This window comes from Myceligenerans halotolerans (assembly GCF_054782975.1).
Map to the genome: position 1 here is coordinate 579973 of NZ_BAAGRL010000006.1, position 25360 is coordinate 605332.

Annotated in this window: 26 protein-coding genes; 17 read left to right on the forward strand and 9 right to left on the reverse strand. The window is 71.0% G+C overall.

From position 1 onward, the window contains the following. Window positions 1-312 precede the first annotated feature (312 nt). The 4 genes from ACYVK5_RS05845 (at window position 313) to ACYVK5_RS05860 (ending at window position 5228) form a co-directional block, all read left to right on the forward strand. Complete coding sequence (locus ACYVK5_RS05845) at window positions 313-1611, forward strand: dicarboxylate/amino acid:cation symporter (RefSeq protein ID WP_460702723.1); 1299 nt, start codon at window positions 313-315, stop codon at window positions 1609-1611. Window positions 1612-1857: 246 nt separating this feature from the next. Further along, window positions 1858-2574, forward strand: a complete 717-nt coding sequence (locus tag ACYVK5_RS05850; protein ID WP_460702725.1) for a Pr6Pr family membrane protein — start codon at window positions 1858-1860, stop codon at window positions 2572-2574. Between the two features lie 106 nt (window positions 2575-2680). Then, window positions 2681-3445 carry a dimethylargininase gene (ddaH, locus tag ACYVK5_RS05855; protein ID WP_460702727.1) on the forward strand — a complete coding sequence of 255 codons (765 nt, stop codon included), beginning with the start codon at window positions 2681-2683 and terminating at the stop codon, window positions 3443-3445. A 91-nt stretch (window positions 3446-3536) separates the two neighbouring features. Beyond that, window positions 3537-5228 (forward strand): glycoside hydrolase family 13 protein, encoded by a 1692-nt coding sequence (locus ACYVK5_RS05860; RefSeq protein ID WP_460702729.1) that lies wholly within the window; start codon window positions 3537-3539, stop codon window positions 5226-5228. A 7-nt stretch (window positions 5229-5235) separates the two neighbouring features. On the opposite strand, the gene ACYVK5_RS05865 is transcribed toward ACYVK5_RS05860, so the two are convergent. Next, on the reverse strand, window positions 5236-5811 hold the full coding sequence (locus ACYVK5_RS05865; RefSeq protein WP_460702730.1) for a DUF2867 domain-containing protein: 576 nt from the start codon (window positions 5809-5811) through the stop codon (window positions 5236-5238). 88 nt (window positions 5812-5899) lie between these two features. Here ACYVK5_RS05865 and ACYVK5_RS05870 point away from each other — a divergent pair, with 88 nt between their 5' ends. After that, entirely contained in the window at window positions 5900-6451 is a 552-nt protein-coding gene (locus ACYVK5_RS05870) for a TetR/AcrR family transcriptional regulator (protein ID WP_460702731.1), read from the forward strand. Window positions 6452-6466: 15 nt separating this feature from the next. On the opposite strand, the gene ACYVK5_RS05875 is transcribed toward ACYVK5_RS05870, so the two are convergent. Then, window positions 6467-6661, reverse strand: a complete 195-nt coding sequence (locus ACYVK5_RS05875) for a hypothetical protein (protein WP_460702733.1) — start codon at window positions 6659-6661, stop codon at window positions 6467-6469. Window positions 6662-6802: 141 nt separating this feature from the next. On the opposite strand from ACYVK5_RS05875, the gene ACYVK5_RS05880 reads away from it, so the two are divergent. Next, complete coding sequence (locus ACYVK5_RS05880; RefSeq protein ID WP_460702735.1) at window positions 6803-7312, forward strand: GNAT family N-acetyltransferase; 510 nt, start codon at window positions 6803-6805, stop codon at window positions 7310-7312. Between the two features lie 24 nt (window positions 7313-7336). Here the strand turns inward: ACYVK5_RS05880 and ACYVK5_RS05885 are convergent, their stop codons facing one another. Together ACYVK5_RS05885 and ACYVK5_RS05890 are read right to left on the reverse strand one after the other, a co-directional pair. After that, entirely contained in the window at window positions 7337-7699 is a 363-nt protein-coding gene (locus tag ACYVK5_RS05885; RefSeq protein ID WP_460702737.1) for a potassium channel family protein, read from the reverse strand. A 100-nt stretch (window positions 7700-7799) separates the two neighbouring features. Next, the gene (locus ACYVK5_RS05890) at window positions 7800-8567 is read right to left on the reverse strand and encodes a TetR/AcrR family transcriptional regulator (protein WP_460702739.1); all 768 of its coding nucleotides are present in this window, start codon (window positions 8565-8567) and stop codon (window positions 7800-7802) included. A gap of 93 nt (window positions 8568-8660) precedes the next feature. Here ACYVK5_RS05890 and ACYVK5_RS05895 point away from each other — a divergent pair, with 93 nt between their 5' ends. Further along, entirely contained in the window at window positions 8661-9704 is a 1044-nt protein-coding gene (locus ACYVK5_RS05895) for an ATP-binding cassette domain-containing protein (protein WP_460702741.1), read from the forward strand. Next, window positions 9701-10492 carry an ABC transporter permease gene (locus tag ACYVK5_RS05900; RefSeq protein ID WP_460702743.1) on the forward strand — a complete coding sequence of 264 codons (792 nt, stop codon included), beginning with the start codon at window positions 9701-9703 and terminating at the stop codon, window positions 10490-10492. The genes ACYVK5_RS05895 and ACYVK5_RS05900 overlap by 4 nt, the downstream gene beginning before the upstream one ends. A gap of 19 nt (window positions 10493-10511) precedes the next feature. Here ACYVK5_RS05900 and ACYVK5_RS05905 read toward each other — a convergent pair whose 3' ends face one another. Both ACYVK5_RS05905 and ACYVK5_RS05910 read right to left on the reverse strand, forming a co-directional pair. Then, complete coding sequence (locus ACYVK5_RS05905) at window positions 10512-11093, reverse strand: histone deacetylase (protein ID WP_460702745.1); 582 nt, start codon at window positions 11091-11093, stop codon at window positions 10512-10514. A gap of 152 nt (window positions 11094-11245) precedes the next feature. Beyond that, entirely contained in the window at window positions 11246-11833 is a 588-nt protein-coding gene (locus ACYVK5_RS05910; RefSeq protein WP_460702747.1) for a carboxymuconolactone decarboxylase family protein, read from the reverse strand. A gap of 203 nt (window positions 11834-12036) precedes the next feature. On the opposite strand from ACYVK5_RS05910, the gene ACYVK5_RS05915 reads away from it, so the two are divergent. From ACYVK5_RS05915 to ACYVK5_RS05935, 5 genes are all read left to right on the forward strand, one after another. After that, window positions 12037-12519, forward strand: a complete 483-nt coding sequence (locus ACYVK5_RS05915; protein ID WP_460702749.1) for a cold shock domain-containing protein — start codon at window positions 12037-12039, stop codon at window positions 12517-12519. A 298-nt stretch (window positions 12520-12817) separates the two neighbouring features. Beyond that, window positions 12818-14638 carry an ABC transporter substrate-binding protein gene (locus ACYVK5_RS05920; RefSeq protein WP_460702751.1) on the forward strand — a complete coding sequence of 607 codons (1821 nt, stop codon included), beginning with the start codon at window positions 12818-12820 and terminating at the stop codon, window positions 14636-14638. A gap of 123 nt (window positions 14639-14761) precedes the next feature. Beyond that, window positions 14762-16285 (forward strand): ABC transporter permease, encoded by a 1524-nt coding sequence (locus ACYVK5_RS05925; protein WP_460702753.1) that lies wholly within the window; start codon window positions 14762-14764, stop codon window positions 16283-16285. A 25-nt stretch (window positions 16286-16310) separates the two neighbouring features. Then, window positions 16311-17252, forward strand: coding sequence for an ABC transporter permease (locus ACYVK5_RS05930; protein ID WP_460702755.1), 942 nt, complete (start codon window positions 16311-16313; stop codon window positions 17250-17252). Between the two features lie 4 nt (window positions 17253-17256). Next, the gene (locus tag ACYVK5_RS05935) at window positions 17257-18990 is read left to right on the forward strand and encodes an ABC transporter ATP-binding protein (RefSeq protein ID WP_460702757.1); all 1734 of its coding nucleotides are present in this window, start codon (window positions 17257-17259) and stop codon (window positions 18988-18990) included. A gap of 111 nt (window positions 18991-19101) precedes the next feature. Here the strand turns inward: ACYVK5_RS05935 and ACYVK5_RS05940 are convergent, their stop codons facing one another. Both ACYVK5_RS05940 and dapD read right to left on the reverse strand, forming a co-directional pair. Next, entirely contained in the window at window positions 19102-20061 is a 960-nt protein-coding gene (locus ACYVK5_RS05940) for a hypothetical protein (protein ID WP_460702759.1), read from the reverse strand. A gap of 163 nt (window positions 20062-20224) precedes the next feature. Next, complete coding sequence (gene dapD / locus ACYVK5_RS05945; protein ID WP_460702762.1) at window positions 20225-21178, reverse strand: 2,3,4,5-tetrahydropyridine-2,6-dicarboxylate N-succinyltransferase; 954 nt, start codon at window positions 21176-21178, stop codon at window positions 20225-20227. A gap of 89 nt (window positions 21179-21267) precedes the next feature. Here dapD and dapE point away from each other — a divergent pair, with 89 nt between their 5' ends. From dapE to ACYVK5_RS05965, 4 genes are all read left to right on the forward strand, one after another. Next, window positions 21268-22455, forward strand: a complete 1188-nt coding sequence (gene dapE, locus ACYVK5_RS05950; RefSeq protein WP_460702991.1) for a succinyl-diaminopimelate desuccinylase — start codon at window positions 21268-21270, stop codon at window positions 22453-22455. A gap of 66 nt (window positions 22456-22521) precedes the next feature. Continuing rightward, window positions 22522-23337: an LOG family protein gene (locus tag ACYVK5_RS05955; protein ID WP_460702764.1), complete on the forward strand. Its 816-nt coding sequence runs from the start codon at window positions 22522-22524 to the stop codon at window positions 23335-23337. Then, window positions 23334-24344 carry a dihydropteroate synthase gene (locus ACYVK5_RS05960; protein WP_460702766.1) on the forward strand — a complete coding sequence of 337 codons (1011 nt, stop codon included), beginning with the start codon at window positions 23334-23336 and terminating at the stop codon, window positions 24342-24344. Before ACYVK5_RS05955 ends, ACYVK5_RS05960 begins: the two co-directional genes overlap by 4 nt. A gap of 168 nt (window positions 24345-24512) precedes the next feature. Beyond that, window positions 24513-24680, forward strand: coding sequence for a DUF3117 domain-containing protein (locus ACYVK5_RS05965; RefSeq protein ID WP_123815402.1), 168 nt, complete (start codon window positions 24513-24515; stop codon window positions 24678-24680). A gap of 18 nt (window positions 24681-24698) precedes the next feature. Here the strand turns inward: ACYVK5_RS05965 and ACYVK5_RS05970 are convergent, their stop codons facing one another. Next, the gene (locus tag ACYVK5_RS05970; RefSeq protein ID WP_460702768.1) at window positions 24699-25304 is read right to left on the reverse strand and encodes an O-methyltransferase; all 606 of its coding nucleotides are present in this window, start codon (window positions 25302-25304) and stop codon (window positions 24699-24701) included. Between the last annotated feature and the right edge of the window lie 56 nt (window positions 25305-25360).

The following is a 25360-nucleotide window of genomic DNA, read 5'->3' on the forward strand; positions in this document are numbered from 1 at the left end:
GGGTTCCGCGTAATTCGGTGAGCGCCAAGGCCGTGGTGGCTCTGGCGACCCTCGACGCGGACGGACCGACGGGAACCTTCCGCGACGAGAACGGTGTGATGCCCTGGTAGCCGCTGAGGAAAGCCGCGACCTTCCACACCGCTCACCACGTCTGTCGCACCGTGGCCTTCGTCCCCGCGCGCAGCGCGTGGCGTCCAGACGGTGTTCACAACGACCGAAATGCTTTGGTAACGCGTTGTCTTCATCGATATAACGGCGCCTTCCTACTCTCCCGAATGCGACCGCCCGGTCGCGACAAGCACTGGAGGTCCCATGAAGGCGCTGAGAAACCCCGCCTTGCAGATCGGTATCGCAGCCGTGGCCGGAATTGTGTTCGGGCTCGTCGCCGGCGAGTGGGCGAGCAACCTGAAGTTCGTCGGCGACCTCTTCATCCGCCTCATCCAGATGTCGATCGTGCCGCTCGTCATGGCCTCGGTGATCGTCGCGACGGGCTCCATGAGCGGCAAGGGTGCGGGCCGGCTCGCGGCGCGCACGTTCGCCTGGATGATCTCGCTCTCCGTCGTCGCGGCGCTGCTCGCGTGGGTGCTGAGCGTCCTGATCCGGCCCGGGGCGGGGATGGTCTTCCAGGGTGAGCTCGACCCCGCGCTGCAGGACTCCGCGTCGGAGGCGTCGGGGTGGCAGGACACGGTGCTCGGCTTCGTGTCGACGAACGTCGTCGCGGCGATGTCGACGGCGGACATGGTGCCGATCATCGTCTTCTCGCTGCTGTTCGGCGCCGCGCTCAACGGCTACGTCGCGAAGACGGGCAACCGGCTCGTGCTCGGCTTCTTCGACCAGGTCCAGCAGGTCGTCCTGGCGATGATCCGGCTCGTGATGTACATCGCGCCCGTCGGCGTGTTCTGCCTGCTCGCGGCCCTCACGGGAGACGTCGGGTTCTCCGTGGTGACGACGGCGCTGAGCTACCTCGGCACGACACTCCTGGGCGTGGTCATCCTGATGGCGCTGTTCGTGGTGATCGTCGCCCTGCGCACCCGGCTGAGCCCGTGGAAGCTCCCGCGCAAGCTCGCCGAGCAGACGGCGATCGCCGTCACGACCACGAGCTCGGCCGTCACATTCCCGACGGTGCTGCGCAACGCGGTGGAGAAGGTCGGCATCAGCCAGCGCGTCGCGAACTTCACCCTGTCGGTCGGCCTGACGATGGGCTCCTACGGGGCCGTCCTCAACTACATGATCGTCGTGATGTTCCTCGCCCAGGCGGGCGCCGTGGAACTGACGGCCGGGCAGATCGTCATGGGGATGGCGCTCGCCGTGCTCCTCAACATGGGGACCATCACGGTGCCGGGCGGGTTCCCCGTCGTCGCGATGTTCCTCGCCACGTCGCTCGGGCTCCCGTTCGAGGCTGTGGGGCTGCTCATCGCGGTGGACTGGTTCACCGGCATCTTCCGGACGTTCCTCAACGTCAACGGCGACACGCTCGTCGCCATGCTGGTTGCGAATGCGAGCGACGAGATCGACCGGGACGTCTACGAGGACCGGAAGGTGGTCGCGGCGGCAAGCCTCGACACCCCCGAGCTCGACGAGCAGCTCGCGCGCGCGGACGACGCCGACTGACGCCGCGGCTCCGGCGGCCCGTGTGGTCGGGTGCTTTCCGTGTGGTCCGCCAAGTAAGAGATCGCGCGAGTAGGCGGTCGGTCCGATGTCGGGCGGTCGGTCCCATGTCAATGCGGTCGGCCCCCTAAGGAACCGACCGCATTGACATGGGACCGACCGCCCGACCTTCAGCCGACCGCATCGCCTACCCCCGCCGGCTCCTCCCCGCGAGTCGCCGTGTTCGCCGCTGCGGCCGATACTGGCCCGGTGAGCGACGAACAGCACGCCGGCACCGGAACGGTCACGACGGCGCGGTGGGTGTACGGGGCGATCGCGCTCGTCATTGCGATCTCGCTGGTGATCCAGCTGTGGCTCATCTTCACCGGTGGCGCCGACGCGAACTCCGGCGAGTCCGGCCGGGCCGAGAGCCTTCCGGTGCGGTTGTGGCACCTGTTCAGCTACTTCACGATCGACAGCAACATCGTCGTGCTCGTGGTGTCGATCCTCCTGGCACTCGACCCGGTACGCCGCGGACGCTGGTGGGAGGTGATCCGCCTGAACTCGTTGCTGGCCATCGCCATCACGGGCTTGGTGTTCGCGATCGTGCTCGCGCCTCTGGTGCATCTCACCGGCGCAGCCCTGGTCGCGACCATCGGCTTCCACTACGTCGCACCCTGGGCGACCGTGCTGGCGTGGCTGGTGTTCGGCCCGCGACCCCGATTCGGCTGGGCGACGGTTGCCGGCGCGTTCATCCTGCCGGTGGGCTGGCTGGTCTACATCTTCATGCAGGGCGCCTTCACGCACTGGTATCCCTATCCCTTCCTCGACGTGACCGAGCTCGGCCTCGCGGAGGCGATACGCAACGCGCTGATGGTGATCGGCGTCGGCCTCGTGCTCGCGCTGCTGGTCCGCGTCATCGACGCGAAGCTGCCGCCGCTCCTCCGCGACCGGGGAAGTGTCCGGCGTCGCGAGGTGAGGCGCTGACCGCGCGGGCGCGGGTGAGGCAGGCGACGCGAGCTGCCGGCCGGCCGGGTCGTCGGCCCAAGCACGCGGACGGCGCGGACCGGCGCGTCGATGAGAGGATCTCGCCATGACGCTCACTGCCCTCGTTCGACGTCCGAGCCCTCGCCTCGCGGACGGCCTGGTGACCCACATCGACCGGCAGCCGGTCGACGTCGACCTGGCGGGGCGGCAGTGGGAGGCGTACGTCGCGGCGTTGCGCGGCGCGGGCTGGGAGACCGTCGAGGTGCCGCGGGCCGACGACTGCCCCGACTCCGTGTTCGTCGAGGACACCGTGCTCGTGTACGGCGACCTCGCCGTGATCTCCAGGCCGGGCGCCGACGAGCGCAAGCCGGAGACCGCGGGCACCGAGCAGACGCTCCGCGACCTCGGCTATCGCCTCGCCCACATCGAGGCGCCCGGCACGCTGGACGGCGGGGACGTGCTCAAGCACGACGGCATGGTCTGGGTCGGTCTCGGCGGCCGGACGAACCAGGCGGGTGTCGACCAGCTCGCCGCACATCTCGAGCCGCTCGGCGCCACGGTGATCGGCGTGCCGCTCACGAAGGTGCTCCACCTCAAGTCCGCCGTGACGGCGCTGCCCGACGGCACCGTCGTCGGCTTCGAGTCGCTCGTCGACGACCCGTCCGTGTGGCCGACCTTCCTGGCGGTGCCGGAGGAGGCGGGGTCGCACGTCGTGATCCTCGACGGGACGACGGTGCTGATGTCGACGAGCGCGCCCCGCACCAAGGAGCTCTTCGAGGCGCGCGGCCTGCGGGTCGTCGCCGTCGACATGACCGAGTTCGAGAAGCTCGAGGGCTGCGTCACCTGCCTGTCGGTGCGATTGCGCGGCTGACGCGGTGGCCGGGCGGACCCCTGGGTCCGAGGGTTAGATTGAGGGGCCCGCCTCGCCGGTCGCCGCATTAGGCAAGGAGACGAATCACCTCATGACCGAAGTCGTCGAGACCGACTTGATCCCCGACACGACCGACGACGACGCCAACTGGTGGCGTCAGGCCGCCGTCTACCAGATCTATCCGCGGGCCTTCGCCGACTCGAACGCCGACGGCATGGGTGACCTGCCGGGCATCACGAGCCGGGTGCCCTACCTGCGTACTCTCGGCGTCGACGCCGTCTGGCTGAGCCCGTTCTACCCGTCCGCGCTGGCCGACGGCGGCTACGACGTCGACGACTACCGCGACGTGGACCCGCGCCTCGGCACGCTCGACGACTTCGACGCCCTCGTCGCGGCCCTGCACGACGCCGGCATCAAGCTGATCGTGGACCTCGTCCCCAACCACACGTCCGACCGGCACGTCTGGTTCCGGGAGGCGCTGGCCTCGCCCCCGGGTTCGCCCGCCCGCGACCGCTACATCTTCCGCGACGGCGTCGGCCCGGGCGGCTCCGAGCCGCCCGCCGACTGGACGTCGGTCTTCGGCGGCCCGGCCTGGGAACCGGTGGGGGACGGGCAGTGGTACATGCACCACTTCGCCGTCCAGCAGCCGGACCTGAACTGGAACAACCCCGAGGTGCGGGCGGACTTCCTGCACACGCTGCGCTTCTGGTCCGACCGCGGCGTCGACGGCTTCCGCGTGGACGTGGCGCACGGCCTCACCAAGGCGCTCGGCGACGAACTGCCCAGCCAGGCAGAACTGGACGCCATCCCGAAGGACGGCGACCACCCCCTGTGGGACCGCGACGACGTGCACGAGATCTACGCCGACTGGCGCAAGGTCTTCGACTCCTACACCCCGCCCCGCACCGGCGTCGCCGAGGCATGGGTTGCTGCCCACCGCCGCGCGCGCTACGCCAGCGCACACGGGCTCGGGCAGGCGTTCAACTTCGACCTCCTCGAGGCGGACTTCGACGCCGCGCAGTTCCGCGAGATCATCACGTTCAACCTCGAACTGGCCGAGGAGTCGGGCTCATCCACCACGTGGGTCTTCTCCAACCACGACGTCGTCCGGCACGCCACCCGCTACGGCCTGCCGCCGCGCGGGGTCCGCGCGGGCGGCGGGGACCACACGGCCGAGAAGCAGGGCAGGACGTGGCTGCTCTCCCGCGGGACCACGCCCGTGCTCGAACGTGACCTCGGGCTGCGCCGCGCGCGTGCCGCGACACTGCTCGAACTGGCGCTGCCGGGGTCGTCCTACCTCTACCAGGGGGAGGAGCTCGGGCTGCACGAGGTGCCCGACCTCCCCGACGACGCCCGCCAGGACCCGACGTTCTTCCGCAGCGGGGGGTTCGACGTCGGGCGCGACGGGTGCCGCGTACCGCTGCCCTGGACGCGCGACGGCGTGTCGTTCGGCTTCGGCGACGCTCCCGCCGACCTGCCGCAGCCCGCCTGGTTCGCGGACCACGCCGTGGAGGTCCAGGACGGCGACCCCGCCTCGACGCTCACCCTGTACCGCCGGGCGCTCGCCCTACGGCGCGAGCTGCAGACCGCGGAGACCCTGACCTGGCTCGACGTCGGGCGCGACGACGTGCTCGCCTTCGGCCGACCCGACGGATGGCTGAGCGTCACCAACTTCGGCGACGCCCCCGTGGACCTGCCCGCGGGCACGATCCTCCTCACCAGCGCGCCGCTGCACGACGACGGCCGCCTGCCCGGCGCGACGACGGCCTGGCTGCGCGCCTGACCGGCTGCTACACGGTGTCGTAGCTGCTCCACCGATCGCTGAGGTCCCGCATGAGCGCCGGGTACACGAACAGGTACCGGAACGGCTTGATCAGGGCCAGGTAGAAGCGGCCGAGCCGGCCGTTCGGCCGCACGAGCACCGCCATCCGCGTGACGTGGCCGCCCCCCTCGGGCGCGACGCCGAGGTGCAGGACACAGTGCACCGTGGCGTTGGCGAGCTCCGCCGCGTACTCGTCACCGGTGAGGTAGAGCGGGGTGAAGGGCGACGACGGACCGGCCTCGGGCGCCGTCCCCCGCAGCTCGGCCGGCACACGCTCGCCCAGGCTCGCGACACGCCCGTCGGTGCCGTGACCCTCGTCCCATCCCAGCAGTTCGCCGAGCCGCCACCGGAGGGCGAAGAGGAACCGCGAGATCGCCGACGAGGACTCGCCCGGGTCTCCGGCGGCCAGGTCCTGGACGGCGCGGGGGAAGGTCTCGGGGGTGAGGCCCTCGGGGATCTCCCAGACGTCCTCGACCTCGAACTCCGGGGCGATCTTGTGGATGAGCCAGTCGTGCTCGGTGTGGGCGCTCGTGGGTACACGCATCGTGGTCTCCATATCCATACGGTTCCGTATGGAAGTGACAGTAGACTTGTCCGACGTCGGGAGTCAACGAAGCGAGAGGCGGGAGAACGTGGCGAAGGCGCGGACGCCGCGGCGGCGATGGATCGAGGAGGGCTGGCGCCTGCTCGCGTCCGGCGGGCCGGACGCGGTGCGGGTGGAACCTCTCGCCGCGGCGCTGGGGGTGACGAAGGGCGGCTTCTACTGGCAGTTCGGGGATCGCCTGCGCTTCCTGGAGGCGCTGCTCGACACGTGGGAGCAGGCCGCCGCCGAGGAGGTCATCGCGCTGGTCGAACAGCACGGGGGCGATGCGGTGGAGCGGCTCACCGAGCTGTTCGACGTCGTGTCGCAGCGCGGCGGCCTGCAGCCGGTCGAACTCGCGATCCGGCTGTGGGCCCGGGAGGATCCGGACGTCGGGGCGCGCGTGCGCCGCGTCGACGAGCGCCGGCTCGACTATGTGCGCGGCCTGTTCCGCGACATCACCGCCGACCCCGACCAGGTCGAGGCGCGCAGTCGCACCCTGGTGGCGGCGTACGTCGCGGCGCCGCTCCTGCCGCGCGACCCGGACCCGGCCGTGGAGGCCGCGGTGTGGCGCGCTCACCTGGCACTGCTGCTGACGCCCTGAGGGCGTCAGGGCGCCCTATCGCAGGTCCGACCGGATCGCCGCGCGTACCCGCGCGGAGCGGGATCCCACGCGGTTCGTCGCGCCCGTGCGGTAGGCGCGCGCGTTCTGGTCGGCGTGCACTCCCGCCGCGCCCGACCGCGCGTGCTCGGCGCGCTCGCGCACCGCCTCGGCCGGCAGGGCGTGCCGGTGCCGGGACTTCTTGCGGCCCATGCTTCTCACCTCCTGTCCTGCTCGTCGCTGTCACGGCCGCCCGGACGCTACCTTCCGGGCGGGCTCCTGTCAGCGGATTTCTCCTGCCGGCGCGGCGGACGCCACGTCCCGGGCCGGACGGACCATGGCACGATGGCCGGCGTGAGATCCCAGGACCTGCTCAGGCCGAACCTTCGGCGCGTCGCCGAGCAGGACCTGGAGCACCTGACCGGCTTCCTGCGCGACGTCGACCTCACGCTGAGCGGGCTCGACTCCCCGACGGTGCGGCTCTGGATCGACCGGGACGACGACGGCGCCGTCACCGGCAGTACCGGTTTCGAGCTCAGCGAGGACGGCCGGCACGCCCTGGTCCGGAGCGTCGCGGTGCATCCGCGGGCCCGGCGCGCGGGCTACGGCACGTTCCTGGCGCGGTTCGCGCTGACGGCCGCCGCCGACGCCGGCGTGACGCGCGCCTGGCTGTTCAGCCGCCGGTCCGGCCCGTTCTGGCGCAAGCTCGGCTTCGAGCCGGCGGACCGCGACGAGCTCGCGACGGTCCTCGCCGGGGCGCACCAGGTCCGGCTGTTCGAGGAGTCGGGCCAGCTCGCGCGCGAGGTGGCCTGGTCCCGGCCGCTCAGCGGGACACGAGCCGCTCTTGAGCCACTCACCCGGTAGTCGTCGAAGCCACCCGGACGGTCGTCAGTCCTCCGGACGGTGGTGCTTCCGCCGGGCGTGCCGTTCCGCGGCGTTCTTGGTGAGCGCACCGGCCAGCGAGGTGGCGAGCGCGACGTACAGCCCGACGGACAGCAGGGCGTACATCATGGTGAAGACCTTCGAGACCGGCCCGGTCGGGACGAGGTCGCCGTAGCCGATGGTCAGCCCGGTGACGACCGAGAAGTAGAGGGCGTCGAGGAGAGGCCAGCCCTCGGCGAACCTGTAGAAGATGGTCGCGCTGACCAGCAGGATCAGGATCGCGCTCAACGCCCCGCGGAACGTGCCGTCCCGCCATGCGGTGCGGATCGCGGCGACGAAGCGCCGGATCATGATCACGAGCCCCAGCATGTCAGGACACTACGCCGCCTTCCTCCGGCCGGCCACCGTGCCGGCAGGTGACTCCGTCCGACGACGACTGTGCTCACACCTGCCGGAACACTGGCTCGGGTCAGGAGGCCCCGGACGGTGCCTCCCGCGCCACGTAGGCCACGATGCCGTCGATGATCCGGGCCAGTCCGAACTTCAGCTCCGCGGACGGGTCCGCCGACGCCTGGTAGGCCGTCCCGGCCGCGGTACCCACACGACCGGAGATCGGGTACTCGCGCCCGGCCATCAGCGTCCCGAGCTCCGCCGCGTTCGCCTCCCACCACTCGGCCTCGGACATGCCCGACGCGCGCTCGGCGCGCCGCATGCGCTCCTGCGAGCGGGCGACGTTCCCGGCGAAGCCCATGAGCACGGCGACCGTCTGATCCATCTCGAGGTCGTTCAGGCCGATGCCGTCGATCCCCGAGAGCTGCCACTCGTACAGGTCCGACAGCCCCGGCCCCACGCCGTTCTGCAGCACCATCACGTCGAGGATCCAGGGGTGGTCACGGCAGACCTCGTAGTGGGTGCGCGCGATGAGCGCGAGGCGCTCGCGCAGGTCCTCGGGCATCGGGGGCAGGGTGCGACGCCGGAGCGCCTGGTCGGCCATCAGCGCCAGGAGTTCCTCACGGCCGGGGACATAGGTGTACAGGCTCATCGCGCCGATCCCGAGCTCGGTGGCCAGCAGGCGCATCGTCAGGGTGTCCAGGCCGTCACGGTCGGCGATCTTGATCGCGGCGTCGACGACGTCGTCCACGGTCAGGCTCTGTTTGCGGCCGCGCCGCGGCGCGGCCGGGTCGTCGAGACCGTGCCGCCACAGAAGACGCAGGACAGGGTCGGGCTGGTGTGCCATGGGCCCACGATAACTTTCTCGTACGGCGTACGGAATAGCTGCTAGGGTGGGCGCGTTGAAAGCCGTACGTCGTACGAGAAAAGGAGCCTCACCATGCCCGCACCACCACTGATCGCCCGCGGACTCCACAAGAGATACGGCGACACGATTGCCCTGAACGGCTTCGACCTCGAGGTCGCACCCGGAGAGGTCCACGCCCTGCTCGGCCCGAACGGGGCCGGCAAGAGCACCGCCGTGGGCACCTTCGCCACGCTCACCCGCTGCGACGAGGGCGAGGTGCGCGTCGCCGGCCACGACGTTCGGCGCGACGCCGCGGCCGTGCGCGCCACCATCGGCCTGGTCGGGCAAGGTGCGGCGCTCGACGAGGTCCTCTTCGGGCGCGAGAACCTCGTGATGTTCGGACGCCTCCACGGCCTGCCGGCCCGCACGGCCCGCGAGCGCGCCGACGAACTGCTCGAGGCGTTCGGCCTCGCCGACGCGGCCGACCGGAAGGTGTCCACCTACTCCGGTGGCATGCGCCGACGCCTCGACATCGCCGCCGGCCTGATCCGCCGTCCGGCAGTGCTGTTCCTCGACGAGCCCACCACGGGTCTCGACCCGCGCGCCCGGAACGAGGTCTGGCAGGCGGTACGGCAGATCGTCGCCGCGGGCACGACCGTGCTGCTGACCACCCAGTACCTCGACGAGGCCGACCAGCTCGCCGACCGCGTCACGGTGATGAACCACGGCCGGGCCGTCGCCGAGGGATCGCCGGCCGCCCTGAAGCGCCGCATGGGCGGCGACCGGGTACTCGTCACCGCGCCGCTCGGCGTCGACCCGGAGGCGCTCGCGGCGACGCTCGGCGGGGTCGCCGATCCCGAGCTGCGGCAGGTGGTGGTCGAGGCCGGGCCGGAGGGCGGGGCCGCCGCGGTCACCGCCGTCGTGCGTGCGCTCGACGCCGAGGGCGTCGTCGTCGACGACATCCTGCTGCGGCGCCCGACCCTGGACGAGGTGTTCCTGAGCCTCACCGAGTCAGGGACGACGACGGAGGCGGGCGCGTCGGCGCCGGCCGCCGCGACCACGACCGAGCCGGGTCCGACGACTGAGCGGGAACCGACGACAGAGCCAGGACCGACGACCGAAGGGGTGCGCCGATGACCGCCGTCGCCGCGACCGTCCGCCAGAGCTGGATCATCACCCTGCGCGACCTCAAGCACTGGCAGCGTGAGCCGTGGACGCCGATCTTCTCCGTCCTGTTCTCCGTGATGCTCGTGCTGATGTTCGGGTACCTCCTGGGCGGGGCGATCACGATCCCCGGCGGAGGTGACTACCTGCCGTACCTGCTGCCCGGCATCTTCGCGCTGTCGATGATGTTCGGCATCGAGGCGACGATGACCGCCGTCGCGAACGACTCGAAGAAGGGCGTCACGGATCGGTTCCGCTCCCTGCCGATCAGCGGGGCGGCGGTGCCGCTCGGCAGGGCGGGGGCGGATCTCCTCAACTCCGCCGTCGAGCTCGCGGTGCTCCTGGCGGGCGGCCTGCTGATCGGGTGGCGTGCCACGGGCGGCGCCGGGGGAGCGCTGCTGGCCGTCGGCCTGCTGCTGTGGTTCCGGTTCGCGATGCTGGTGGTCGGCGTGTTCCTGGGGCTCACGATCCGTGGCGAGGGCGGCGTGACGGCCGTCCAGGTGCTGGTGTGGCCGGCCGGGTTCCTGTCCAACGCGTTCGTGGCGCCCGAGTCGATGCCGGCGTGGCTCGGGTTCGTGGCGGAGTGGAGCCCGCTGTCGGCGACGGCGGCCGCGTGCCGGGAGCTCTTCGGCAACCCGACGGGAGCCTCGGGCGGCTTCCTCGCCGAGAACGCCGTGCTGTTGGCGGCGTTGTGGCCCACGGTGATCGTCGCGGTGTTCGCGCCGCTCGCGGCACGGGCCTACCGGAGGCTGTCGGGGTGAGCGGCGCCGCAACCACCTCCTACGGGAGCCACCGGCTCAGGTAGGTGTCGATGCGCTCGTGGCTCCAGCCGTGCGACTCCGTCAGTCCGGCCCGCATCATCGCGAGGTACGGCTCCGACGGATCCGCGTGCGGGCTGGTGTCCGCACGGTGCGGCGACGTGAACGTGTACATCGGCAGGCCGTCGAGCGTCCCGGCGTTGACCAGCGTCTCGTAGCGGCCCGGGCCGGCGCGGTAGGAGCCGTCGAACCCCTGCGTGAGGACGGCCTCCAGGCCGCTGCCCGCCCGCGGCTCGCGGTGCATCTCCTGCGCCGCGATGTCGGTCAGCTGCGCGACGGTGACCCGATAGGCGCGGGCCGCCGTCGGGCCGGGGGAGTGGTGGTCGTAGAACGCCGTCGCGCCCTCCCACGTGGTCGACGCGCCCCAGAAGTACAGCCGTCCGGACAGCTCGACCGGCCGGTCCTCCACCGGTGGCCGCGGGTCGCGGGCCCCCGGCTGGGCGCGCAACGCGCCCGCCGGGTGGCCGCCGGCCAGGTAGCAGTGCAGGCGCTCCCAGGCCAGGTTCGATCCGTAGCTGACATACCAGACCTCGCGCGAACTCATCGGCACGATTGTGCCGGACGACGGCCGGTGTCGGTCGCCACCGGCCCGTGTGTGGTCGGTCCATCGGTGAGTGATCGGCAGTTCGACGTGCCGATCATTCGCCGACGTACCGATCACGTGGCTGGTGTGGCTGCAGTGCTACGCGGGGTCCCTCACGCGGTCTGTGCGCGGTGCGTCGGCTCGGCCAGGGGCTTGAGGCCGCATGCCGCCGCGAAACCGTCGGACTCGATGCCGAGTGCGACGTTCGACCGCGTCGTGAGGTTCGCGAAGCCGATCACCGACGTCAGCTCGACGAGCGCGGCGGGCCCGAGCCGCTTCATGAGGGAGTCCACCATCTCGTCGGTGACCGTCGGCTCGGTCTGGCTCATCGCCTCCGCGTACGCCATCACGTCGCGCTCGAGCTGCGTGAAGACGTCCGACTCGCGCCAGCGCGGCACGTCGCGCGCCTTGTCCATGTCGAGGTTCTTGTTGTGCGCCTCGAAGTAGTTGAAGTCGAGGCACCAGCTGCAGCCGACCTGCGACGCGACCGCCATGTGGGCGAACGTCTTCAGGCTCTCGTCGCAGGCGTCCCACTTCTGGATCTTGCCGCCGAGGCCCATGCTCGACCTGAGCACGCGCTGGTTGTGCCACATGACGCCGAGGCTCGCCGGCACCGTGCCCAGCCTCTTCTTGGCGGCCCACTTGACGATCGTGCCGGTGAAGCCGGTGATCTCGGCTGCGGGAACGCGGGTGGTGGTCATGGTTCTCTCCTTCTTGTCGCTCCTACCCACCACGACACGGGCCGGGCGCGGGGTGTGACGGGAGCGAGAAGAAGGTGACCGGTGTCACTCGCGTGGCGGCGGGATGGTGCGGCGCGGCGCGGCGCGGCGCCGGCCCGCCTGGCGCGAACCTTGTCCGCTGGTCATAGACTCGCAGTCGAAGTGTTGTCCAGAGGTTGAAGGTGATGAGAGTGGTCCAGGGTCGGGTGATCCGATATGACGAGGTGCGCGGATACGGATTCGTCGCGCCGGACGAGGGCGGGGACGATGTGTTCCTGCACGTGAACGATCTCGAGTTCGACAAGCGAAAGCTCGTGGTGGGTGCCGTGGTGGAGTTCGACACCGAGGAGGGTGACCGGGGGCCGAAGGCGTCGCAGGTGACGCTCGTGTCGACGCCGGTGGCGCAGCCGCAGGCTGTTCCCGCCGCCGCCCCGGCCAACGGGACGACGACGGTCCTGGGCGGCCTTCCGGGTCCGGCGCCGACGATCGTGCTGCCCGACACCGGTGCCGAGGACGGCGACTCCGTCACGGGCCGCCAGCTCACCGCCGAGGTCACCGAGATGCTGCTCGCCGGTGTGCCGTCCCTGACCGGGGAGCAGGTGGTGCTCACCCGGCAGGCCGTCGTCGCGCTGGCGGCGGCGCACGGATGGGTGAGCGATCCGGCCTGATCAGACGGTGGCGGGATGCCGTCAGATGTGGCGGCATCCCGCCACCCCTATGCGGCAAGCGCTTGGCGTGTTTCCGCAATGTTTCGTCGCGAGGCACTTGTGAACAGAGGTGCTACCAGGCAATATCGAGTCGGTAACGATCGGTTGGCGTGAGGAACCAGGTGGGCGACGGCCGGGTCCGGGCTGAGTAACGTGAGCGGAAACCATGACGTGGGCCACTTCATGCGAGGGAGCGTGATGAGCCCTCGCCGTGGGCCGGACGGCCCGCGGCCCGCGTCATTTTCCTTGAGGAGGAACATTGAAGATCAGGCGACTGAGCGCCGCGATCGCGGCGGTGGCCAGCGGTGCGCTGCTCTTCTCGGCGTGCTCGAGCCCGCTGGGCGGCGACGAGGGCGATGGGGCGTCGAACGACGGCTCGGTGGAGGCCGATGGCCCCTGCAAGGCGGACCTCGGCGACGTCACCACGGCTGAGGGCGACATCAAGGTGGCGAACGAGCAGGAGTTCTTCGCCTACAACGCGCGCACGGGCGACACGAACTCGACGTACAACAGCGCGATCATGGACAGGCTCGTCAGCAGCTTCTACTACTTCGGCACCGACGGCACGATCTGCCACGACGACAATTTCGGCGCGTACGAGGCACTGTCGGACACCGAGGTCCAGTACACCATCAGCGACGACGCGGTCTGGTCGGACGGCACGCCCATCACCTACGCGGACTACCTGCTGGACTGGGCGGCGCAGGCGATCACCGCGGACGGCGAGGTCTCCGACGACGCCACCGAGGATCCGCTGTTCACCCACGTGGGCGGCCTGACGTTGGGAGACTACGTCCCTGAGGGCCCGGAGGCGGACGCCGCGGACGCCAAGCAGTTCACCTACAACTACGAGCGGGTGAACGCCGACTGGGAGATCCTCATCGACCAGGCGTACCCGGCCCACGTCGTGGCCGACCAGGTCGGCGTGACGAACGAGGAACTCGTGGACGCCATTCACGCCCTCGACATGGATGTTCTCGGGGACGCGGCCGAGTTCTGGAACGAGGGCTGGCTTCTTGAGAAGCCGGGCGAGCTGCCGGACCCGGCGCTCACCCCGTCGAGCGGCCCGTACATGTTCGCCGAGGGCGGCTGGTCCGCCGGTCAGTCCGTGACGATCACCGCCAACCCCGACTACTGGGGCCCGGCGCCGGCGTCCGAGACCCTGACCTTCCGGCAGATCTCCTCCGATGCTCAGATCCAGGCGCTGCAGAACGGCGACCTCGACGTGATCCAGCCGAACGGCCCGGTCGTCGACACGATCACGCAGCTCGAGGCCCTGGGTGACGCTGTCAACCTGGAGACGGGTCAGACGCTGATCTGGGAGCACCTGGACTTCAACTTCGGCGAGACCAGCGCCTTCGCCGAAGGCAATGGCGGCCTGGCTGCCCGCGAGGCGTTCGCGCTGTGCGTGCCGCGCCAGAAGATCGTGGACGACCTGATCAAGCCGGTCGACTCCACCGCCGTGGTGATGAACGCCCGCGAGGTGTTCCCGTTCCAGGAGGACTACGAGGAGGTCGTCTCCGAGTCCTACGACGGCCGGTACGACGAGCCCGACATCGAGGCCGCGCAGGCCAAGTACGCCGAGTCGGGCCTCGAGGAGGGTACGGAGATCCGGATCGGTTACCTGGACGGTAACCCGCGCCGTACCGACACGGTCGCCGCGATCAAGGCCTCGTGTGACGAGGCGGGCTTCGAGATCGTCGACGGGGGCTCCCCGACGTTCTTCGACGAGGAACTCGGCAACGGTGACTACGAGGTCGCGCTGTTCGCCTGGGCCGGCTCCGGTCAGATCACCTCGGGCGAGAACATCTACTCGACGCCGGGCGGCCAGAACTACGGCGGCTACTCGAACGAGACGGTCGACGAGGCGTGGGGCACGCTCTCGAGCACTACCGATGCGGCCGTGCACACGGAGCAGACGAAGATCATCGAGAAGGAGCTGTGGGACTCCCTGTTCGGTATCCCGCTGTACGCCCACCCGGGCGTCGTCGCCTCCAGCTCGTCGGTGAACAACGTCCGCGCGACGGCCACGCAGGGTGGCGTCTCGTGGAACGCCGAGCAGTGGGTGCGCGCGGAGTGATCCGCCGCTGATCCCACCACCTGCGGGGAAGGGAGCGTGTGCTCCCTTCCCCGCAGGCATGTCTCTCCGCTCTCAACCCCCCACGCCGCCCATCGGCGGCCGCCTGTGAAGGGCCACGAACCCGTGTTCATATTCATTGTGAGACGCACACTCGCGTCCGTCGTCGTCCTGCTGCTCTCATCAGTGTTGATGTTCTGGCTGACGGTGAACTCCGGAGACCCGCTCTCGGACCTGCGCGGATCCAACGCCGACAACATCCAGCAGCAGATCGACGCTCGTATCGCGACCATGAACCTCGACCTGGACTGGTACGAGCGGTACTGGATGTGGTTCCAGGGCGTGGCCGGGTGCTTCACGGGCTCGTGCGACTTCGGGGTCAACCGCAGCGGTCAGGACGTCCTCTTCCTGACCGGCCTCGCCGCGCAGTCCACGCTGCGCCTGGTGACGGCGGCCACGCTGATCGCGATCGTCGTGGGTGTAGCCCTCGGCATCCTCACCGCGATCCGGCAGTACTCCGGGTTCGACTACGGCGTGACCTTCGCGGCCTTCCTCTTCTTCTCGCTGCCGGTGTTCTGGGCCGCGGTGCTGCTCAAGGAGTTCGGCGCGATCCGGTTCAACGACTGGATCGCGACGGGCCAGCTCGGGCCGTTGACGATGATCCTCATAGCGGCGGTACTGGCGATCGTCATACCGTCCACGCTCGGCGGTACCACCCGGCGCAAACTGGTCACCGGCGGGGTGACGTTCGCGTTCGTGGTCGTGGTGCTGTTCGTGCTCAACCTGCTGGACTGGTACCGGAACCCGATCTCCGGCCCCTTCATGGCGCTGATCGCCGCGTGCGGCGCCGCCGTGCTGGTCACCGCGATCGTGTCGGGCATCCGCAATCGGACGGCGCTGTACGCGGCGCTGACCACGGCCGTCGTCGGTATCGTCGCCTACGCCGTCCTCGCCTTCACGCCTCTGCTGGCGGACCCGTCGTGGCTGGGCCTGTTCGGGCTGTTCGTGCTGGCGATCGCGGTCTCGCTGCTGATCGGCCGGCTCTGGGGCGGGTACAACAAGAAGCAGGTCATGCTGATCACCGGCGTGACGGGCGTGCTCACGTCCGTCATCGTGGTGGCCGACATCCTGGTGGGCTACTGGGCCTCCTTCCTCGGACTGAAGTCCCGGCCGATCTCCACGATCGGATCGCAGACGCCGAACTTCACCGGGGACTTCTGGCAGCGCCTCATCGACTACGGCACCCAGCTCATCCTCCCGACCGCCCTGCTGGCCCTGGTCTCCATCGCGGCCCACTCGCGCTTCACCCGGTCGTCGATGCTCGAGGTGCTCAACCAGGACTACGTGCGCACCGCCCGGGCCAAGGGCCTCTCGGAGCGCGAGGTGGTCGTCAAGCACGCCTTCCGGAACTCGCTCATCCCGATCACCACGATCGTCGCCTTCGACTTCGCGGCCCTGATCGGCGGCGCCGTGATCACCGAGACGGTGTTCGGCTGGCAGGGCATGGGGCAACTGTTCATCACGGGACTGAGGCAGGTCGACCCGGCTCCGGTCATGGCGTTCTTCCTCGTCACCGGAACGGCTGTGGTCGTGATGAACCTGCTCGCCGACCTGGCCTACGCATCCCTCGACCCGCGGATCCGGCGCTGACCCGCCGATCGGGAGGAGAACTTTCATGAGCGAAACACCGAAGAGCGGCGGCGACCCCGTCCTCGCCCCGGACGAGGAACTCGTTCCGGAGGCCAAGTCATACAGTGCCAACCAGATCGTGCTGCGGCGCTTCCTCCGGCACCGGGGCGCCATCGTCGCCATGGTGGTGATGGCCGTCGTCATGGTCGTGGCGTTCACGTCGATCGGGATCGGCTCGATCCCGGGCTGGTGGGACAAGGACATCTCGACCGCGTACGACAAGATCGGCGACGGCTCCCCGACGTGGGAGCACCCGTTCGGCCAGGACACCATCGGCAAGGACTACTTCGCGCTGACCATGCGCGGGACGCAGATCTCCCTGTACATCGCGTTCGGCGTCGGGATCATCTCCACGCTGATCGGTACCTTCATCGGTGCGGTCGCCGGATACTTCCGCGGAGTCGTCGACTCGCTGCTGATGCGGCTGACGGACGTCGTCATCATCATCCCGCTGCTCGCGATCGCGGCGGTGCTGGCGCGGATGTCGGAGGGAGAACTCAATCTGCTGATCCTCGCGCTGGGGGTGCTCGTCTGGACCAGCCTGGCGCGCCTTGTGCGTGGTGAGGTGCTGTCGCTGCGCGAGCGGGACTTCGTCATGGCGGCTCGTGCCGTCGGCACGAGCCCGGGCCGGATCATCGTCAGGCACATCCTGCCCAACACCGTGGGCGTCATCACCGTGTCGGCGACCCTGACCATCGCCGTGGCGATCCTGCTGGAGACGAGCCTGAGCTTCCTCGGGTTCGGCGTGCAGCCGCCGGACGTCTCGCTCGGCTCGCTGATCTCCGACTACCAGGGAGCGTTCCTCACCCGGCCGTGGCTCTTCTGGTGGCCCGGCCTGATGATCCTCGCGATCGCCTTGTCCGTGAACTTCATCGGGGACGGTCTGCGCGACGCGTTCGACCCCCGGCAGACCAGCACCAAGGAGTGACACCGTGACCACACTCGACATCTCCACCACCGGTGCTGCAGAGACCTCCGGGGACGCCGTCCTCTCGTTCGAGGGCCTGAGCGTCACGTTCCGGACGCAGTTCGGCGAGGTCGACGCCGTCAAGGGCATCGACCTCGACGTCCGGCCCGGCGAGGTCGTCGCCCTCGTGGGCGAGTCCGGCTCCGGGAAGTCGGTGACCTCGACGACCGCGCTCGGGCTGCTGCCCGGCAACGCCCGGATCAGCGGCACGGTCCGCGTCGGCGGCAAGGTCGTCGGATCGCTGGACAGGGACGGCCTGCGCAAGCTGCGCGGGAACGACGTCGCCATGGTGTTCCAGGAGCCCATGACGGCGCTGAACCCGGTGCTCACCATCGGTGACCAGCTCACCGAGGGCCTGCAGCTGCACGGCATCGCTTTTGGCACGGAGGCCTGGGCACGCGCGGCCGAGCTGCTGCGCATGGTCGGCATTCCCGAGCCGGAGCGCCGGCTCAAGCAGTACCCGCACGAGCTGTCCGGCGGGCAGCGGCAGCGTGTCGTCATCGCGATGGCGATCTCCTGCGACCCCGCGGTGATCGTCGCCGACGAGCCCACCACGGCTCTCGACGTCACCGTGCAGGCCGAGATCCTCGACCTGCTGCGCTCGCTCACCGAGAAGCTCGACACGGCGATCCTGCTGATCACCCACAACATGGGCGTCGTGGCCGACATGGCCGACCGCGTCGCCGTCATGCTCAAGGGCGACCTCGTGGAGACCGGCACCGTGGACCAGGTGCTCAACCACCCGCGGCACGAGTACACCAAGCGCCTGCTCGCCGCGGTACCGCACCTCGGCGAGGGGCCGGGCCAGTTCGGCGAGGTCACGCAGCCCGCGGCGCCCGTGGCGGGTGAGGCCACCGCACTGGACCTGCGGAACCTGGTCATCGAGTACCACCGGATCGGCAAGCCGGCCTTCCGCGCGGTCGACGACGTGACCTTCCATGTCGATCCGGGCGAGATCGTCGGGCTGGTGGGCGAGTCGGGCTCCGGCAAGTCGACGATCGCCAAGTGCGCCCTCGGGCTGATCCCGTCGAGGTCCGGCTCGGTGTCGATCCTCGGGCAGGACTTCCGGACCACGCGGGGCCGGAAGCTCAAGGAACTGCGCAAGCGCATCGGCGTGGTCTTCCAGGACCCGGCGGCATCGCTCAACCCCCGGTTCCCGATCGGCGACCTCATCGCCGAGCCCCTCGTGGTGCACCGGGTGGGCGACGCCCGCTCGCGCCGCGAGAAGGTCCTGGAGCTGCTCGACGCCGTCGAGCTCCCGTCCGCGGTCTACAACCGCTATCCGCACGAGCTGTCGGGCGGGCAGCGGCAGCGCATCAGCATCGCCCGCGCGCTGACCCTGGAGCCCGAACTTCTCGTGGCCGACGAGCCGACGTCGGCCCTCGACGTGTCCGTGCAGGCCAACGTGCTGAAGATGTTCACGTCGCTGCAGGAGCGGTACCGGTTCGCGTGCCTCTTCGTGAGCCACGACCTGGCCGTCATCGACCTGCTGGCGCACCGCGTCGTCGTCATGCAGGACGGCGAGATCGTGGAGCAGGGCATGCGGGAGGACGTGCTGCGGAACCCGCGCGAGGACTACACGAAGCGCCTCCTGGCCGCGGCGCCGGTCCCGGAGCCGGGGGAGCAGCGCCGCCGGCGCGAGGCGCGTCACGCCCTCCTGACGTCGCTGGGCGAGGAGTCGGCGGAACTCCACCTCTGACATGTAGGGCTGTTCGTCGAGGGTCTGGCGGGAGCCGCCGGCCGGGCTGGTGCTCGGTCGGCGGCTCCCTTCTCGTTGCCGGGGACCTGTTCGTCCCGTGGGCGACGCCGCCTACCGGCGGACCTCCTGCTCGGCCACCGCCGGGAAGATCTGGACCTGGCCCGCCGGGAGAGCTTCGGCGGCCTCCGTCCATTCCGCGGTCTCGCGGGTCCAGACCCGGTCCGCCACCCGCACCTCGACGACGTTCGTCTCCGCGGCCGTGGCGACGGCCCAGTGCGCCACGGCCCAGCCGCCGCGCGTGGCGTCGTCGGCCGTCAGCGGCGTGGCGTCGACCTCGACCGCCGCGCCGGACGACGTCGTCCCCGACGGTCCCAGCCCCAGGTCCCGTCCGAGTCGCCCGGCCACCACGTCCAGCGCGGGAGCGGCCGCCAGCGCGGACTCCTCCTCGACGGGAGCGATCTCGCAGGTCAGGGAGGCAGGCGAGTGGCCCGTCAGGCTCGACGCCCAGGCACGGGAGCGCACCTCGTGCCGGGCGTACGCGTCGGGGTACGCCGATCGCTGCACCTCCTGCGCGGCCGCCGTGATCTCCATGTCCTCGTAACCCTCGACCTGGACCAGGCCGTCGTAGAAGGCGTTGGTGGAGTACACCGGGTCGAGGATCTCCTCCTCGGTGCCCCAGCCCTGCGACGGGCGCTGCTGGAAGAGTCCCAGCGAGTCGCGGTCGCCGTAGGTGATGTTGACGAGCTTGGACTCCTGGAGCGCCGTGGCGAGCCCGATCGTCGCGGCCCGGGCGGGCAGGCCGCGGCGGACCGCCGTCTCCACGATGAGCGCGGCGTTGTCGGCCTGGACGGGGGACAGGTACCAGTCGGTGCCGTCGAGCTCGGCGGCACACCGCTCGTTCAGCGGCGCCGTGCCCGACAGGTGGTTCAGGAGCAGGACCACCCCGGCGGTCGCCGTCGTGCCCACGATCGCCGTCGCGATCAGGTACTTCAGGGCACGCCGTAGCGGACGGCGGCGCCGTGCCGTGGTGCCGCCGGCGGCATCGCCGGACGAGCGGGTGAGCAGGGCCATGCGAACCTTCCGGGTGGCCTCGAACGAGACGGCCCAGTTTAGAACGCGGAGCCTGCGATTCTCCGCGGGCGATGGTCAGGTCTTGTGATGACGTTCCTCGTGCTCCGCTACGGGCAGGTGCCACGTTCCTCGGCCCCTACCCTGCGCTGCGCCCTTCGTCGCGTCAGTTCTTGTGGAGGGCTTCGTTCAGTTCGACACCCGTGCCGACGCGGTCGATCACCTCGACCGCACCCGTGGTCGAGTTGCGGCGGAACAGCAGGTTGGACTGCCCGGCCAGCTCGACCGCCTTGACGGTCATGCCGCCGCGCAGCATCACCTTGGTGCCCGCCGTGACGTACAGGCCGGCCTCGATCACGCAGTCGTCGCCGAGCGGGATGCCGAGGCCGGAGTTCGCGCCGAGCAGGCAGCGCTCGCCGAGCGAGATGACCTCCTTGCCTCCGCCCGACAGCGTGCCCATGATCGAGGCGCCACCGCCGACGTCGGACCCGTTGCCCACCGTCACGCCCGCCGAGATGCGGCCCTCCACCATGGAGGAGCCGAGGGTGCCCGCGTTGAAGTTCACGAAGCCCTCGTGCATCACGGTGGTGCCCTCGGCCAGGTGGGCGCCGAGGCGGACGCGGTCGGCGTCGGCGATGCGCACGCCGGTCGGGAGAACGTAGTCCGTCATGCGCGGGAACTTGTCCACGCCGTACACCGCGACGGGGCCCCGCGCCCGCAGCCGCAGGCGCGTGGCCTCGAAGTCCTCGACCGCGCACGGCCCGGCACTCGTCCACACCACGTTGGCGAGCGCGCCGAACAGGCCGTCGAGGTTCATGCCGTGCGGCCGGACGAGCCGGTGGGAGAGCAGGTGGAGGCGCAGGTAGCCGTCGGAGGCGTCCTTCGGGCCCGTGGTCAGGTCGGCCACGACGGTCACGACCCGGGTGGTGACGCCGCGGGCGTCGTCGTCCCCCTGGAGGGCGACCAGGTCGGCGGGCGGCACCGCGCCGGCGGATCCCTCGGCCGGCGGCGACCCGAGGGCGGGGGCCGGGAACCAGGTGTCCAGGACGCTGCCGTCGGCGGCGAACGTGGCGAGGCCGTGACCCCAGGCGGTGGTGGGCTCGGTAGCGGTCGAACTCATGCCCGCAAGCGTAGGCGAAGCGGGTCAGGGCCTCCGCCGCTGCCCACCTGCCGGTCGCGGCTCCGTGGGCGGGCTAGCCTCTGGGGGTGATCCCATTTGACGACGTTTTGCTGGCGGCTGGTTCCGATCTCGTGGACCTCACCGCCGCGATCTGCGACATCCCCTCCGTCTCCGGCGCCGAGGCAGCCCTCGCCGACGCGATCGAGGCGACGCTGCGCGCCCGCCCGCACCTCGAGGTGCACCGGGACGGTGACGCCGTCGTCGCCCGGACGCGGTTCGGGAGGGACCGCCGCGTCGTCGTCGCCGGGCACATCGACACCGTGCCGGTCGCGGCCAACCTGCCGACGCGGCTGGTGGAGGCCGTCATCGAGGACGGCGGTCCGGACGACGGGGGCGTTGCGGCCGTGGCCACGGCGACCGGCACCGCCGTTCCCCCGGCCGCCGACCGTCGCGTCCTCTGGGGACGCGGCACGGTGGACATGAAGGGCGGCGTCGCCGTCGCCCTCGCCCTCGCGTGCGAGCTCGGGACGCCGGGCAAGGAGCCCGCCGTTGACGTCACCTGGGTGTTCTACGACCACGAGGAGGTCGAGGCGGCGCGCAACGGCCTCGGCCGGCTCGCGCGCAACGACCCCGGACTGCTGGACGCCGACTTCGCCATCCTCGGCGAGCCGAGCAGCGCCGGGATCGAGGGCGGCTGCAACGGGACGATGCGCGTCGAGGTCCGCACCCGCGGCGTCGCCGCGCACTCCGCGCGGTCCTGGACCGGCGTGAACGCCATCCACGGTGCCGCGGACGTGCTCGGCCGCCTCGCCCGGTACGAGCCGCGCACCGTCCCGGTCGAGGGGCTCGACTACCGCGAGGGGCTCAACGCCGTGGGAATCCGCGGCGGGATCGCGGGGAACGTCGTCCCCGACGAGTGCGTGGTCGAGGTGAACTACCGCTTCGCGCCGTCGCGCAGCGAGGCGGAGGCGGAGCGGCACCTCCGCGAGGTCTTCGACGGGTTCGACGTGACCGTCACCGACTCCTCGCCCGGCGCCCGCCCCGGGCTCGACGCCCCGATGGCGAAGGACTTCGCGACGGCGGTGCTCGCGGTCACCGGCGGTGAGCCACGGCCGAAGTACGGCTGGACCGACGTCGCCCGCTTCGCCGGCCTGGGCATCCCGGCCGTCAACTTCGGGCCGGGCGACGCCCTCCTGGCCCACAAGGACGACGAACGCCTCCCGGTGGCGGAACTGGCGGCCTGCCGGGACGCCCTGCGCACCTGGCTCCTCGGCTGACCATCAGCGGTGTCAATACCGCTGCCGCGCTCCGTCGTTGGCGGCCAGGCGGGATAGGTTTGCCGTATGAGTGACGACGGAGTTCCGCAGCAGGGACGCGGGTACCGGAAGGGTCCCGTGCTGCTGCGCGGGAACCAGATTCCGCTGGAGACCACCGACCAGCGCCTGCTCGCCAAGGGGGCGCAGGCGGACTGGGTCCACTCCGACCCGTGGCGCGTGATGCGGATCCAGTCGGAATTCGTGGAGGGCTTCGGCGCGCTGGCCGAGATCGGCCCCGCCGTCTCCGTCTTCGGCAGCGCTCGCACCGACCCCGCGCACCCCGACTACGCGCGGGCCGAGGAGATCGGCCGCCTGCTCGTCGAGGCCGGCTACGCCGTCATCACCGGCGGCGGCCCCGGCATCATGGAGGCCGCGAACAAGGGCGCCCACGAGGCCGGCGGCGTCTCGGTGGGCCTCGGCATCGAGCTGCCGTTCGAGCAGGGCGTGAACGAGCACGTCAACCTCGGCATCAACTTCCGCTACTTCTTCGCCCGCAAGACCATGTTCGTCAAGTACGCCCAGGGCTTCATCGTCCTGCCCGGGGGGTTCGGCACGTTCGACGAGCTCTTCGAGGCCGTCACCCTCGTGCAGACCCGCAAGGTCACGAGCTTCCCGCTCGTCCTGTTCGGGTCCGACTACTGGGGCGGCCTCCTCGACTGGGTCCGCACCGCCGTCCTCGACCGCGGCATGATCTCCACGCACGACCTCGACCTCCTGCACATCACCGACGACCCCGTCGAGGCGGTCGAGCACGTCATCGAGAAGGGCGTCGCTCTCGTCGACGAGCACCGGGCGCAGGCGGCGCTGGCGGCCGAGGAACGGTCCGCCGCGGACCTCGCGTGAGCGGAACGGGGAGGCGTCCGACGGCGTCCGCGGGGGCACCAGGCACCGTCCCGCCGGGATCGGCCCCGCTCGTGCTCCGCGGGCGCGAGCTCGGGCGGGACGGGGTCGCCGTGCGGCCCGTCGTCATGGCGGTGGTCAACCGCACCACCGACTCGTTCTTCGCCCCCGCGAGGCTGCCCGACGACGACGCCGCGCTCCGGGCCGCCGAACAGGCCCTGGCGCACGGCGCGGAGATCCTCGACGTCGGCGGGGTGCGCGCCGGGGTCGGCCCCGCGGTGGACGAGGCCGAGGAGATCCGGCGCGTGGTGCCGCTCGTCGCGCGGGTCCGCACCGAGCTGCCGGAGCTCCTGGTCTCGGTGGACACGTGGCGTGCCGGCGTCGCGCGCGCCGCCGTCGACGCCGGCGCCGACCTGATCAACGACACCTGGGCGGGCCACGACCCGGCACTCGTCGAGGTGGCGGGCGCGGCCGGGGTGGGCGTCGTGTGCTCGCACACAGGCGGGGCGGCCCCGAGGACGGATCCCTACCGCGTGGAGTACCCGTCGCCCCCGGCCGCCGGGCCCGCGGAGGCCGGCGCGCCGGGCGGCCCGCCCGTCCCCGATGCGCGGGACGGCGTCGTCGACGACGTGCTGGCCACGCTGCGAGCGGCCGCCGAACGTGCCGTGGCTGCCGGGGTACCGCCGTCGTCGGTGATCGTGGACCCGACGCACGACTTCGGGAAGAACACCTGGCACTCCCTGCACCTGCTGCGCCGCACTGCGGCGCTGGCCGAGCTTCCCTACCCGCTCCTGATGGCGCTGAGCCGGAAGGACTTCGTGGGCGAGACGCTCGACCTGCCGCCGGCCGAGCGGCTGGAGGGCACGCTCGCGGCGACGACGGTGGCGGCCTGGCTCGGCGCACGGGTCTTCCGCGCGCACGACGTCCGTGCCACGCGACGAGTCCTCGACATGGTGGCCGCGCTGCGCGACGAGGCTCCGCCCGCGGCCGCCCTCCGGGGCCTCGGCTGACCGCGACGAGCACGCCCGACGTGCACGGCGGGGCGGTTCCGGGAGGAAACGGAAGTGTGAAGAACGTGGCTCGAATTCGACTAGAATGGGCCGGTGCCCTCTGTCACACGGCGACGCTGGCGGAGGACGAAGCACACAGTAACGGACAACGGAATGGGAGAGCCACACATGGCTGCGATGAAGCCGCGTACGGGTGACGGGCCGATGGAGGTCACCAAGGAGGGGCGCGGCATCGTCATGCGTGTTCCGCTCGAGGGCGGCGGACGGCTGGTCGTCGAGCTCAACGCGACCGAGGCGACAGAGCTCGGCGAGGCTCTCAAGGGCGTTGTCGGCTGAGCGGTCGCCGACGGGGAATCAGCGCCTGACCGCCAGCAACAGGCCGTCGCCGCTGGGAACCATGGCAGGCATGACGCGGTCGTCGTAGCGGAGTGCGCGGCCCACCTCCCGCACGATCGTCGTGATCTCGTCGCGGCGGGTCGGGTCCGCGACGCGGTCGCGGTGCAGGGCGTCGTCGACGGCGAGCAGCCCGCCCGGGCGCAGGAGCCGCAGCGCCTGCTCCACGTACTCCGGGTAGGCGTACGGCTCGGCACCCACCAGCACCAGGTCGTAGTGGCCGTCGGTGAGCCGGGGCAGCACCTCGTCGGCGCGTCCCGGGATGATGCGCGTGCGCCGCGGGTCCACGCCGTCCTCGGCGAAGGACTCGCGGGCCGCCCGCTGATGTTCCACCTCGCGGTCGATGGTCGTGAGCTGACCGTCCTCGGGCATACCGCGCAGCAGCCACAGGGCCGCGACGCCGGCCCCCGTGCCGACCTCGACCACCGCCCGCGCGCGCATCGACGCGGCCAGCACCCGCAGCAGGGCCCCCGTCCCGGGCAGCACCGACGGGCAACCCAGATCGGCGGCGCGTTCGCGGGCACGCAGCAGCACGTCGTCCTCGGGCACGAACGACTCGCTGTACATCCACGCCGCGGCCTTCGCGTTGCGGCCGCCCGTGTGCTCCGTGGCTGCGCTGATGA